Below are 10,137 nucleotides of genomic sequence, written 5' to 3'. Positions count from 1 at the left end.
ACTTTATTTTATGCTGCCAATGGCAACCACTCCTGGAGAGATACTAATGGCACTAATGAGAGAATGGCGTTAAGCACAGCAGCCAATGGTGGTCTGACTGTCAAAGGTACAGGTAACTCTTCCTTTGCAGGTAACCTTGGTATCGGCACAACAAATCCAGGTTCATCGAAATTGAAAGTACAAGGGAAGTTGACTGTTAGCGCAGGCGAGATTGAACTCGATGGTGCTCAACAAATTGTCTTTACCAATAATGACACTACCAACAACCTAAAATTGCAACTATGGGATGGATACGGACTGGGTATCAATAGTCACACTTTATTTTATGCTGCCAATGGCAACCACTCCTGGAGAGATACTAATGGCACTAATGAGAGAATGGCGTTAAGCACAGCAGCCAATGGTGGTCTGACTGTCAAAGGTACAGGTAACTCTTCCTTTGCAGGTAACCTTGGTATCGGCACAACAGATCCAGGTTCATCAAGATTAAAAGTACAAGGGAATTTGACTGTCACTGGCAGCTTTAGTGCTAGCAGCAACACCTCTGGTGAGCGTACTCTGCTGATGGAAGCTCCCAACAGCAACAATCATCGCGGGAACGGTACTCAAGGGGCAACCGGCTTAGTCTATCGAGTCCAAACCAATCCCAATGCTGGTGAGCCTATCTTCCAAGTGAGAAGCGAAGGGGAAGCAGTTCGTTTCTTTGTAGAGCATGATGGATGGACTGGAAGTGCAGACAATTCTGCATGGTTTGGAGGTACTAGAGATAACTACTTTGCAGGTAGCCTTGGTATCGGCACAACAGATCCAGGTTCATCAAGATTAAAAGTACAAGGGAATTTGACTGTCACTGGCAATGCCACCCTCGAAAGTTTGACCCTCAACGACAATTTCAGCCTAGGCGGTTCTAATACCCTTAGTTTTGGCTCCCAAGTTAGGCAGATGATAAATTTGTATAACCAAAACTATGGCATTGGTGTTCAGAGTAGTACACAGTATTTTCGCACCGCTAAAAACTTTGCCTGGTACAAAGGTGGCTCTCATCACAATAACGAACTTAATGCTGGTGGTGGCACAGTCCAGATGGTGATTAAAGATGGTAATGTTGGTATTGGGACAAACAGCCCAAACGGAAAGTTAGAGGTTGCAGGGGAGTTTAGGCTAAGACACCATACCAACCCAAATGCAGATTGGGATTACTTAAAAATCTACGCAGATGGTAGCAAGTCTTATATACACTCGTTTGGTGATGAGAATGGGTTATGGATAACGTCGGAGCAAGAAGACGTTCATATTAATTCTACTCTCAAAGTTAATGGTCGTTTATATGTTACGAATGTCCCTTATGGTGATCACAAAAATGCACAGTGGAATAGTGGTACGGGACAATTCTATCAAGACAATTCTTCCGCTAGATCGAAGGAAAATATCATTTCTCTGGAAGACGATTTTGAGAAAATTTTGACAGTAGAACCCAAGACTTATACACGACCTAACGATCCCAATCGTTGGGAAATTGGATACATTGCTGAGGAGTTTAACGAAATTGGTCTTAACAAACTTGTTTACTATGACGAACAGGGGTTACCTGAAGCAATTAATTACCGAAAAATCAGTATGTACTTAGTTGAAGTTATAAAAAATATGGCTCACAAGAGCAGCAACTATGAACAACGGATCAATCAATTGGAACTTCAACTAAATCAACTAGTGTCAGATGACTAAGTTGAGCTAGATTTGGAGCTAGGGCAAAATCATGGGATTGAAAGCCCAACCAAACAACAGCAATCGTAGGGTGGGCATTGCTGATAAAGATCATGATTGAACACCGAGCAATTACATGGGCAATGCCCACCAATACCTAACCAACCCAAGATCCATAGTTTATTGACCATAATTTTGACCTTGAAATACCTTTTTATTACCGATTAAATTAAACGATGAAAGAAAAACTCGAACAACGCTTACAATCGCTAAAATCCGAATATGAAGCTGGTCAAAAAATGCTAGCCGAACTAGAAGCAAAACAAGCCAACTTGCGAGAAACCTTACTCCGCATCAGTGGCGCAATTCAGGTAATCGAAGAAACTTTAGGGGAAGCAACTGATACAGCGGAAAACAACACTCAGCCATCGGAGGTAGTAGTAGTTGAATCGTAGAATCGGGAATCGGGAATCGGGAATCGGGAATCGGGAATCGGGAGATATATTGTAGGGTGGCCATTGCTGATTAAGTTCATGATTTAACGCTGAGCCATGAAATGGGCAATGCCCACCAATACCCAAGATATATTGTAGGGTGGGCATTGCAGATCAAGATCATGATTGAACGCCGAACAATGAAATGGGCAATGCCCACCAATACCCATTTGAATGTAGAATTAAGAATTGAGAATCCTAGGGTGGGAATTGCTTAGGTGAATTTGGCCAGGGTTGGGAGTTGCTTTCAGGCCATGCCCACCGGACAAGCACTACAAAATACGTTCGCGTAGCGTGACCTGCATGTCAATCGCTATCAACTTGGTGGGCATTGTTCAGGTTAATTCCGGTAGGATTGGGGGTTGGAAACCGGCAATGCCCACCCTACCAAATATGTGCTCTTGCTTCTTGTGTAGGATCAAGATAACAACAGAGTTCTCAGACCAATCATGCAACTGGAAGATTATTTTGTATTTCTTGCCCCTAATGATATCCGAGTCAGAGGCACAAGAGTAGGAATTGAAACTATCCTCTATGATTTTATCCATCGTCAGCGTACTCCTGAAGAAATCGCCCAAAGTTATCCAACCCTGGAACTAGAGCAAATTTATGCTACGATTTTGTATTACCTGCATAACCAAGAAACTGTCAGTAGTTACCTGACTAATTGGTTAAACCATGGTCGTAAAATGCTAGAACAACAGCAGCAAAACCCTTCCCCAGTTGTGGTCAAGCTGATGCAACTCAAGGCTGAACGAGAAGCAATCAAGAAGGGAAATGACCATTAAGTATCTACTAGATGAAAATGTTGATCATATCTATCAAACTCAACTGCGACTGTACAAACCAGACTTAGTGGTGTTGGTAGTTGGTGGTTCGGATGCTCCCCCCAAAAGAACCCTCGATCCAGACATTCTCTGCTGGTGTGAAGAAAATGACTTCGTACTTGTAACAAATAACCGCAGCACTATGCCAGTACATCTAGCGGATCACCTTGCCCAAGGTCGTCATATACCTGGGATTTTAATTCTCAATCCTAATTTCAGCATTGGTCAAACCCTTGATGAATTAATTTTGATTGCTGAGGCATCTTTTGACGACGAATATCAAGATCAAATTATTAATCTACCTCTGTCCAAACTGAGATGATGCCATTGTTGTTAAGGATAATCGTAGGGTGGGCAAGGCTCTCGGAATATCAAAATTGTTCGCCGATAAATTAAATGGGCAATGCCCACCAATACCCAATAATCTTTGGATGGGCAAAGAGTGATGTATTTCATGGGAAGGATTGGGAGCTCGGTTGGTGGGCATTGCTCAGATGAATTCCGGCAGGTAGGCGAGTTGGAAACCGGCAATGCCCACCCTACAAGCTGCTAGGATATAGAGAAACCCGCTCCTACCAACTAATTGCACCTGATAAAAATCCAGAAGAGAAATGAGTGAAAGCCCGGTGTTACCAATTAATATTCTTAAGGAAGAAATAGAGCAATTTTGCCAGCGTCATCATATTCGCAAATTGTCTTTATTTGGTTCAGTGTTGAGGGATGATTTTACACCGGAGAGTGATCTGGATTTTTTAGTAGAATTTGAACCAGGCAAAACCCCTGGTTTATTTACGTTAGCCAGTATGGAAATAGAACTTTCAGAAATGGTAGAAGGGAGAAAGATTGATTTAAGAACTCCTAATGAATTAAGTATTTATTTTAGAGACAGAGTGATGGCTGAGGCGATGGTGCAGTATGACAGCAATTGACGATTTAACTCGCTTGCACCATATGCAGGATGCAGCAATAGAAGCTCTCGGTTTTATGTCTGGAAAGACAAGAGAGGATTTAGCTAAGGATAGGATGTTGGTGTTGGCAGTTGTTAAAGATTTAGAAATTATTGGGGAAGCGGTGGGTAGAATTTCAGCTGAATGTAGGGGGAGACATGCTGAGATTCCTTGGGCAGTGATGATTGGGATGCGAAATCGTTTGACCCATGCTTATTTCTCTATCGATTTAGATATTGTTTGGGGAACGGTGAGGAATGATTTAGTGCCACTGGTTGAGCAATTGGAAAGGGTAATTCAGGAGGAAAGTGAAGGAGAATCGTAGGGTGGGCATTGCTGGGGAAGATCAAAATTGTTCGCCCAACAATTAAATGGGCAATGCCCACCAATACCCAACAATCGTAGGGTGGGCAAAGCTTGTGTGAATTCAGCCAGGGTTGGGAGTTGGTTTCAACCAATGCCCAGCCAAGAAGATAAGCCTACGCACTACAAAATGTGATCGCTTTTAGCGGAAGCTTCGCTTCATCGCGTAGCGTGACCTGCATGTCAATCGCACTAGGGATTTAGCTAGACTATAGCCATGAACGATAGCCCTATAGCTGAAAACCCGAAAAATGTCTGAGGGATACGACCTAGCGGAAGCTCGCGTACGCTTTGCTGAAATTGTCCACGATGCCGAACAGGGTAAGCCCGTACAGATTACGCGCCTGGGTAAACCTGTAGCGATTGTGTTATCACTCCGGGAGTATCAACGCTTGGCATCAGAGAATTTATCAGAAAATTTAGGATTTGGGGCAGCTTTGGCGGAATTTCGTCAGAAGTACCAAATACAGGCTTTAGATATCAATCCTGATCAAGTGTTCAAGCAGATTCGGGAAGGTTGTTGTGGTCGGGAGGTAATCTTGTGAGGGCTCCGAGCACTATTCGGCATTTAAGTTTTTGAGGATTTTGTGTGCCAAAAATTCTTTGATTTCTGTATGTCGTGGTACAGCTTCAGTAACTCCAGTTTTAGGATTAATCCAAAGAGAATGAGAAGCTCCTTCTCGCTTAAGATCGCAACCCGCCTTCCGTAACTTTTTTTCTAATTCTTTACGTTTCATGGAATGGAAATCGAAATTTTATCCTCGATCGCTTCTTTGGGTAGTCCTCGACGAATATCAGCTAAACGATCTTCAAAAATCAGTTTAATGGCATTTTTTAAGCTTTCTTTTGCTTCTTCAACGGTTTCTCCTTGACCATTCGCACCAGGAATTTCAGGACAAATCGCCCAATATCCTCCTTCGGTTGCTGTCTCAATGATGGCGGTAAACTCTGCGTTCATAAAACTCTCCTTAGATGGTTTATTAATTATGATAATACAGATGATGGGTCGGTAATCGGGAATCGGGAATCGGGAATCGGGATAATCGTAGGGTGGGCATTGCTGATCTTAATCATGATTGAACCCCGAGCAATTAAATGGGCAATGCCCACCAATACCCAAGAATCATTATTTTAGAATTTAGAATTTAGTCGGGATAATCGTAGGGTGGGCATTGCTGAGCTTGATCATGATTGAACGCCGAGCAATTAAATGGGCAATGCCCACCAATACCCAAGAATCATTATTTTAGAATTTAGAATTTAGTCGGGATAATCGTAGGGTGGGCATTGCTGAGCTTGATCATGATTGAACGCCGAGCAATTAAATGGGCAATGCCCACCAATACCCAAAAATCTTTGGGTGGGTAAAGTAATAGTGAATTCCGATAGGATTGGGGGTTAGAAACCAGCAATGGGTACCCTGGTTGGTGGGCATTGCTCTGGTAAATTCCGGCACGATTGGGAGTTGGTTTCAAGCAATGCCCACCCTACAAAATGCGTTCGCGTAGCGGCTCCATTCGCGTAGCGTGGCCTTTTGGCCAAGGAGCATCGCACTTCAACCAAATAACCTTCAATCTTCAACCAAATAACCTTCAACCAAATAACCTTCAACCTTCAACCTTCAACCTTCAACCTTCAACCTTCAACCAAATAACCTTCATTCTTCAACCTTAGAGCAGAGTTGATTCAATAACTCTTTTGGAATCGCTTCAAAATTTTCTAATAGAAAATCCATCAAAGCCAAATGGTATAAGGAATCGGAAGAAGGAGATTTATAGCGAGAACCTTGGGCGAGCCAACTGTTAACAGCGTAAGTTGATCTGCAGCAGATTTGAGCAATGTCTTCTTGGTTAACTTGCCATTTCCAATAAAACTCCTGGGGAGTCATGGATAGTCGGCAGACGCTGTATAAGTTGATCAATATTCGCTCTCGCTCAGTGATGGCACGAGGCATTGAAAGTGGGCGTTTGGATTGGCTCTGGGCAATTTGGGCAAGGCGGTCTAGGGCTCGCTGACACTTAATCAGATGATCATTTGAGCGTTTTTTTGGCATCATGGAATTACCTCAAACATAGTGTTTGCTTGGGGGTATAAGCCGCGCTTCCAGGTGGCAAGCTATAAGCGCGGCTTTTTGTCCAAGAATCTTATCGAAATAGCGGACATTTTTATTATTACTAATATCTTGGAAAAAGTCAAGAGTATTTTTTTAATTTTAATATTTATTTACAATTAAAAAAAGATGACGATTTTGGAATTTAAAAAATAAAAATTACTAATTTTGTTAGGTAATTTTGGATTATTAATATAAACATCGTAGGGTGGGCATTGCTGATTTAAAACAAAATTGTTAGCCCAGAAATGAAATGGGCAATGCCCACCAAGACCCAACCGGAATCGTAGGGTGGGCATTGCTAAGGTGAATTCCGGAAGAATTGTAGGGTGGGCATTGCTGATTTAAAACAAAATTGTTAGCCCAGAAATGAAATGGGCAATGCCCACCAATACCCAAAAATCTCTGGGTGGGCAAAGGTTCGGTGAATTCGGACAGGGTTGAGGGTTGGTTTCAGGCCATGGCTACCCTGGTTGGTGGGCATTGCTCAGATCAATTCTGCCAGGGTTGGGGGTTGGTTTCAAGCAATGCCCACCCTACAAAAGCGTAAGCTGAACCAGACAAGAATCCTAGGGTGGGTCTTGCTCAGGAAGCTCAACATTAGTTAACCTAGAAATTAAATGGGCAATGCCCAGCAATCCACAACCATGCCCGAATATCGTCGAGCCTATGTCCCAGGTGGAACCTTTTTTCTGACTCTGGTAACCTACCACCGTACCCCTCTGTTTTCCGAACCGGAAACTATTGCTTATTTGCGTGCTGCACTTGCTAAAACTCGCACTGAGAGACCTTTTGAAATTAGTGGTGCAGTTGTTTTACCTGACCATCTTCATTTTTTGTGGACTCTACCCCCAGGGGATACAGCTTATTCCTACCGGGTTTCTCGGTTTAAGGTGTTGTTTACGCGATCGCTACGGGGTAAAAAATTCAAGCCACAGAATGTATCGGCATCCCGTCTTAAACACAGAGAAAGTAATGTTTGGCAGCGCCGATTTTGGGAGCATGTGATTCGAGATGAATCTGACTTCCAACAGGCTTTAGATTATATTCATTACAATCCGGTCAAACATGGATTGGTATCTTGTCCTCATCGGTGGGAGTATTCGAGTTTCACCAGATGGGTTGAAACAGGTCAGTATCAGATCGATTGGGGTTGTTCTTGCCGGGGCAGACAACCATTAGTTCCAGATTTTTCGGAAATTGGAGCCAAGGTTGGTGAGTGAATTATCAACGGTTGGTGGCTAGACAATCGTAGGGTGGGCATTGCTGATTGAGATCATGATTGAACAGCGAGCAATGAAATGAGCAATGCCCACCAATAATGACAATCGTAGGGTGGGCATTGCTGATTGAGATCATGATTGAAGGCCGAGCAATGACATGGGCAATGCCCACCAAGACCCAACCAGAATCCTAGGGTGGGCATTGCTGATTGAGATCATGATTGAACAGCGATCAATGAAATGGGCAATGCCCACCAAGACCCAACCAGAATCCTAGGGTGGGCATTGCTGATTGAGATCATGATTGAACAGCGAGCAATGAAATGAGCAATGCCCACCAATAATGACAATCCTAGGGTGGGCATTGCTGATTGAGATCATGATTGAACAGCGATCAATGAAATGGGCAATGCCCACCAAGACCCAACCAGAATCCTAGGGTGGGCATTGCTGATTGAGATCATGATTGAAAACCGATCAATGACATGGGGAATGCCCACCAATAATGACAATCGTAGGGTGGGCATTGCTGATTGAGATCATGATTGAAAACCGATCAATGACATGGGGAATGCCCACCAATAATGACAATCGTAGGGTGGGCATTGCTGATTGAGATCATGATTGAAAACCGATCAATGACATGGGGAATGCCCACCAATAATGACAATCGTAGGGTGGGCATTGCTGATTGAGATCATGATTGAAGGCCGAGCAATGACATGGGGAATGCCCACCAATAATGACAATCGTAGGGTGGGCATTGCTGATTGAGATCATGATTGAAGGCCGAGCAATGACATGGGGAATGCCCACCAATAATGACAATCGTAGGGTGGGCATTGCTGATTGAGATCATGATTGAAAACCGATCAATGACATGGGGAATGCCCACCAATAATGACAATCGTAGGGTGGGCATTGCGGATCAAGACCATGATTGAACAGCGATCAATGAAATGGGGAATGCCCACCAAGACCCAACCAGAATCCTAGGGTGGGCATTGCGGATCAAGACCAAGATTGAACAGCGATCAATGACATGGGCAATGCCCACCAATAATGACAATCGTAGGGTGGGCAAATAGTGATGTCAATTCCGGAATGTTTGGGAGTTGGAAACCGGCCATAGGTACCCTGGTTGGTGGGCATTGCTCCGGTAAATTCCGGCAGGGTTGGGGGTTGGTTTCAAGCAATGCCCACCCTACAAAATGCATACTTTGTTGTCACCCCGTGAGGTTTCAAGCAATGCTTTGGGTGGGCAAAGTAATGGTGAATTCCGGAAGGTTTGGGAGGCATAGGTACCCTGGTTGGTGGGCATTGCTCTGGTCAATTCCGGCAGGATTGGGGGTTGGTTTCAAGGAATGCCCACCCTACAAAAGCTACAAAAGCGATCGCGTAGCGGCTCCAAAGGAGCATCGCACTACAAAATGCACCCTGGTTGGTGGGCATTGCTCCGGTAAATTCCGGCAGAGTTGGGGGTTGGTTTCAAGCAATACCCACCCTACTAAATGCGTACTGGTTGGTGGGCATTGCTCAGATCAATTCTGCCAGGGTTGGGGGTTGGTTTCAAGCAATGCCCACCCTACAAAATGCGTACTACAAAATGCGTTCGCACTAGAAAAATCTCCTGAGCCGGAGCGTGGAGCTAGGAAATATGGTGAAGGTAAAACAGTTCTTGAGTTTTCTGTGATGACGGAAGGAGTTAAACTAGGAAAATTTTTGGCATTGAATCGAGCTGCACCAGTTCACACTCAGGCTTTTGCTCACCAAGAGAGTATTGGAGGGAAGTGTGGGAGGTGTGCTAAGTTGGGACAGTTTGGGAAGTTTGGGAATTCGACTAATTTCTAGTTATGAGAAATCCTAAAAAGCAGTTAACACTATTATCATGGACTCACTACATGTTTGGGGGATTTTTTGGATTTTACTCCCTGTTTATACTAATGTTGTATATCCCTTTTGGTCTGTTCATGATTGGTGCAACTGACTCAATTCCGGCAGACTTATCAGGAGAGTTATCAGAGTGGTTTAAGTTATCACGAAATGTGTCATCGGACTTGCCTGGCTATTTGCTAGTCATTTCTGGTGCCATACTTTTCATCCTTGGAGAAGTCTTTGCTTTTGCTATCATTCTCTCTGGCTATATGCTCAGAAAAAGCAAGAATTATTGGTTTTCATTTATGATAGCTTGCCTACTCTGCTGGTTCAGACCATTTGGCACACTTGTTGGAGTTTTAACGATTGTTGTTCTATCTCGGCAATCGGTAAAAAAATTATATCCTTTTAAGTATTAAAAGGGAATAGGGAATAGGGAACAGGGAACAGGGAGTCGGGAATCGGGAGTCGGGAATCGGGAATCGAAAGCAAGGAACAGGGAAAAATTTTTGTGTATCTCATTGTATTGATCCAAAGCGCGAGTGGGGGTTTCCCACAAGACCGGGCTGCATCGCTACTATAATAACCACTGTA

The 10,137-nt window shown here is 43.8% G+C and carries 21 protein-coding genes; 15 read left to right on the top strand and 6 right to left on the bottom strand.

Going from position 1 to position 10,137, the window contains the following annotated elements; translation table 11 throughout:
* From F6J99_RS04825 to F6J99_RS04790, 8 genes are all read left to right on the top strand, one after another.
* A partial coding sequence (locus F6J99_RS04825) for a tail fiber domain-containing protein (protein ID WP_293111933.1) occupies positions 1 to 1,725 on the top strand: 1,725 nt, incomplete at its 5' end.
* 215 nt (positions 1,726 to 1,940) lie between these two features.
* Positions 1,941 to 2,159, top strand: a complete 219-nt coding sequence (locus F6J99_RS04820) for a hypothetical protein (protein ID WP_293111932.1) — start codon at positions 1,941 to 1,943, stop codon at positions 2,157 to 2,159.
* 101 nt (positions 2,160 to 2,260) lie between these two features.
* Positions 2,261 to 2,416: a hypothetical protein gene (locus F6J99_RS04815; RefSeq protein ID WP_293111931.1), complete on the top strand. Its 156-nt coding sequence runs from the start codon at positions 2,261 to 2,263 to the stop codon at positions 2,414 to 2,416.
* A gap of 231 nt (positions 2,417 to 2,647) precedes the next feature.
* Entirely contained in the window at positions 2,648 to 2,986 is a 339-nt protein-coding gene (locus tag F6J99_RS04810) for a DUF433 domain-containing protein (protein WP_293111930.1), read from the top strand.
* Positions 2,976 to 3,347: a DUF5615 family PIN-like protein gene (locus tag F6J99_RS04805; protein WP_293111929.1), complete on the top strand. Its 372-nt coding sequence runs from the start codon at positions 2,976 to 2,978 to the stop codon at positions 3,345 to 3,347. Before F6J99_RS04810 ends, F6J99_RS04805 begins: the two co-directional genes overlap by 11 nt.
* Before the next feature lie 289 nt (positions 3,348 to 3,636).
* Positions 3,637 to 3,954: a nucleotidyltransferase family protein gene (locus tag F6J99_RS04800; protein ID WP_293111928.1), complete on the top strand. Its 318-nt coding sequence runs from the start codon at positions 3,637 to 3,639 to the stop codon at positions 3,952 to 3,954.
* Complete coding sequence (locus F6J99_RS04795; RefSeq protein ID WP_293111927.1) at positions 3,941 to 4,297, top strand: DUF86 domain-containing protein; 357 nt, start codon at positions 3,941 to 3,943, stop codon at positions 4,295 to 4,297. Before F6J99_RS04800 ends, F6J99_RS04795 begins: the two co-directional genes overlap by 14 nt.
* 289 nt (positions 4,298 to 4,586) lie before the next feature.
* Positions 4,587 to 4,880: a type II toxin-antitoxin system prevent-host-death family antitoxin gene (locus F6J99_RS04790; protein WP_293111926.1), complete on the top strand. Its 294-nt coding sequence runs from the start codon at positions 4,587 to 4,589 to the stop codon at positions 4,878 to 4,880.
* Positions 4,881 to 4,892: 12 nt separating this feature from the next.
* Here F6J99_RS04790 and F6J99_RS04785 read toward each other — a convergent pair whose 3' ends face one another.
* The 4 genes from F6J99_RS04785 to F6J99_RS04770 form a co-directional block, all read right to left on the bottom strand.
* Positions 4,893 to 5,072, bottom strand: coding sequence for a type II toxin-antitoxin system HicA family toxin (locus F6J99_RS04785; RefSeq protein ID WP_293111925.1), 180 nt, complete (start codon positions 5,070 to 5,072; stop codon positions 4,893 to 4,895).
* A complete protein-coding gene (locus F6J99_RS04780; RefSeq protein WP_293111924.1) occupies positions 5,069 to 5,293 on the bottom strand; it encodes a type II toxin-antitoxin system HicB family antitoxin in 225 nt (74 codons plus the stop codon). The genes F6J99_RS04785 and F6J99_RS04780 overlap by 4 nt, the downstream gene beginning before the upstream one ends.
* Before the next feature lie 26 nt (positions 5,294 to 5,319).
* Entirely contained in the window at positions 5,320 to 5,445 is a 126-nt protein-coding gene (locus F6J99_RS04775) for a hypothetical protein (protein WP_293111923.1), read from the bottom strand.
* 143 nt (positions 5,446 to 5,588) lie between these two features.
* Positions 5,589 to 5,810 carry a hypothetical protein gene (locus tag F6J99_RS04770; RefSeq protein ID WP_293111922.1) on the bottom strand — a complete coding sequence of 74 codons (222 nt, stop codon included), beginning with the start codon at positions 5,808 to 5,810 and terminating at the stop codon, positions 5,589 to 5,591.
* Between the two features lie 19 nt (positions 5,811 to 5,829).
* Here F6J99_RS04770 and F6J99_RS04765 point away from each other — a divergent pair, with 19 nt between their 5' ends.
* Positions 5,830 to 6,009: a hypothetical protein gene (locus F6J99_RS04765; protein WP_293111921.1), complete on the top strand. Its 180-nt coding sequence runs from the start codon at positions 5,830 to 5,832 to the stop codon at positions 6,007 to 6,009.
* On the opposite strand, the gene F6J99_RS04760 is transcribed toward F6J99_RS04765, so the two are convergent.
* Entirely contained in the window at positions 5,993 to 6,391 is a 399-nt protein-coding gene (locus tag F6J99_RS04760; protein ID WP_365972610.1) for a hypothetical protein, read from the bottom strand. The genes F6J99_RS04765 and F6J99_RS04760 overlap by 17 nt on opposite strands.
* Positions 6,392 to 7,065: 674 nt before the next feature.
* On the opposite strand from F6J99_RS04760, the gene F6J99_RS04755 reads away from it, so the two are divergent.
* The 6 genes from F6J99_RS04755 to F6J99_RS04730 all read left to right on the top strand — a co-directional run bounded on the left by F6J99_RS04755 (position 7,066) and on the right by F6J99_RS04730 (position 9,962).
* Positions 7,066 to 7,668 carry a transposase gene (locus F6J99_RS04755; protein WP_293111920.1) on the top strand — a complete coding sequence of 201 codons (603 nt, stop codon included), beginning with the start codon at positions 7,066 to 7,068 and terminating at the stop codon, positions 7,666 to 7,668.
* 402 nt (positions 7,669 to 8,070) lie between these two features.
* Entirely contained in the window at positions 8,071 to 8,205 is a 135-nt protein-coding gene (locus tag F6J99_RS04750) for a hypothetical protein (protein ID WP_293111919.1), read from the top strand.
* A gap of 284 nt (positions 8,206 to 8,489) precedes the next feature.
* On the top strand, positions 8,490 to 8,612 hold the full coding sequence (locus tag F6J99_RS04745; RefSeq protein WP_293111918.1) for a hypothetical protein: 123 nt from the start codon (positions 8,490 to 8,492) through the stop codon (positions 8,610 to 8,612).
* 15 nt (positions 8,613 to 8,627) lie between these two features.
* Positions 8,628 to 8,756: a hypothetical protein gene (locus tag F6J99_RS04740; RefSeq protein ID WP_293111917.1), complete on the top strand. Its 129-nt coding sequence runs from the start codon at positions 8,628 to 8,630 to the stop codon at positions 8,754 to 8,756.
* Positions 8,757 to 8,916: 160 nt separating this feature from the next.
* A complete protein-coding gene (locus F6J99_RS04735; protein WP_293111916.1) occupies positions 8,917 to 9,519 on the top strand; it encodes a hypothetical protein in 603 nt (200 codons plus the stop codon).
* 2 nt (positions 9,520 to 9,521) lie between these two features.
* The gene (locus tag F6J99_RS04730; RefSeq protein WP_293111915.1) at positions 9,522 to 9,962 is read left to right on the top strand and encodes a hypothetical protein; all 441 of its coding nucleotides are present in this window, start codon (positions 9,522 to 9,524) and stop codon (positions 9,960 to 9,962) included.
* Here F6J99_RS04730 and F6J99_RS04725 read toward each other — a convergent pair.
* Complete coding sequence (locus tag F6J99_RS04725; RefSeq protein ID WP_293111914.1) at positions 9,959 to 10,102, bottom strand: hypothetical protein; 144 nt, start codon at positions 10,100 to 10,102, stop codon at positions 9,959 to 9,961. The two genes, F6J99_RS04730 and F6J99_RS04725, sit on opposite strands and share 4 nt — an antisense overlap.
* Between the last annotated feature and the right edge of the window lie 35 nt (positions 10,103 to 10,137).

The sequence above is a fragment of the Moorena sp. SIO4G3 genome, from assembly GCF_010692305.1.
Lineage (GTDB): Bacteria > Cyanobacteriota > Cyanobacteriia > Cyanobacteriales > Coleofasciculaceae > Moorena > Moorena producens_A.
The sequence above is the reverse complement of the archived record's forward strand: the minus strand, read 5'-3'. Positions and strand labels throughout refer to the sequence as shown.

Bases quoted from the DNA above. Each gene is read 5' to 3' on its own strand.
- F6J99_RS04810 (WP_293111930.1), top strand. From the start codon at position 2,648: ATGCAACTGGAAGATTATTTTGTATTTCTTGCCCCTAATGATATCCGA.
- F6J99_RS04765 (WP_293111921.1), top strand. From the start codon at position 5,830: ATGCGTTCGCGTAGCGGCTCCATTCGCGTAGCGTGGCCTTTTGGCCAA.
- F6J99_RS04755 (WP_293111920.1), top strand. From the start codon at position 7,066: ATGGGCAATGCCCAGCAATCCACAACCATGCCCGAATATCGTCGAGCC.
- F6J99_RS04750 (WP_293111919.1), top strand. From the start codon at position 8,071: ATGGGCAATGCCCACCAAGACCCAACCAGAATCCTAGGGTGGGCATTG.
- F6J99_RS04740 (WP_293111917.1), top strand. From the start codon at position 8,628: ATGGGGAATGCCCACCAAGACCCAACCAGAATCCTAGGGTGGGCATTG.
- F6J99_RS04785 (WP_293111925.1), bottom strand. From the start codon at position 5,072: ATGAAACGTAAAGAATTAGAAAAAAAGTTACGGAAGGCGGGTTGCGAT.
- F6J99_RS04815 (WP_293111931.1), top strand. From the start codon at position 2,261: ATGGGCAATGCCCACCAATACCCAAGATATATTGTAGGGTGGGCATTG.
- F6J99_RS04795 (WP_293111927.1), top strand. From the start codon at position 3,941: ATGACAGCAATTGACGATTTAACTCGCTTGCACCATATGCAGGATGCA.
- F6J99_RS04820 (WP_293111932.1), top strand. From the start codon at position 1,941: ATGAAAGAAAAACTCGAACAACGCTTACAATCGCTAAAATCCGAATAT.
- F6J99_RS04745 (WP_293111918.1), top strand. From the start codon at position 8,490: ATGACAATCGTAGGGTGGGCATTGCTGATTGAGATCATGATTGAAAAC.
- F6J99_RS04790 (WP_293111926.1), top strand. From the start codon at position 4,587: ATGTCTGAGGGATACGACCTAGCGGAAGCTCGCGTACGCTTTGCTGAA.
- F6J99_RS04805 (WP_293111929.1), top strand. From the start codon at position 2,976: ATGACCATTAAGTATCTACTAGATGAAAATGTTGATCATATCTATCAA.
- F6J99_RS04760 (WP_365972610.1), bottom strand. From the start codon at position 6,391: ATGATGCCAAAAAAACGCTCAAATGATCATCTGATTAAGTGTCAGCGA.
- F6J99_RS04800 (WP_293111928.1), top strand. From the start codon at position 3,637: ATGAGTGAAAGCCCGGTGTTACCAATTAATATTCTTAAGGAAGAAATA.
- F6J99_RS04730 (WP_293111915.1), top strand. From the start codon at position 9,522: ATGAGAAATCCTAAAAAGCAGTTAACACTATTATCATGGACTCACTAC.
- F6J99_RS04735 (WP_293111916.1), top strand. From the start codon at position 8,917: ATGCTTTGGGTGGGCAAAGTAATGGTGAATTCCGGAAGGTTTGGGAGG.
- F6J99_RS04780 (WP_293111924.1), bottom strand. From the start codon at position 5,293: ATGAACGCAGAGTTTACCGCCATCATTGAGACAGCAACCGAAGGAGGA.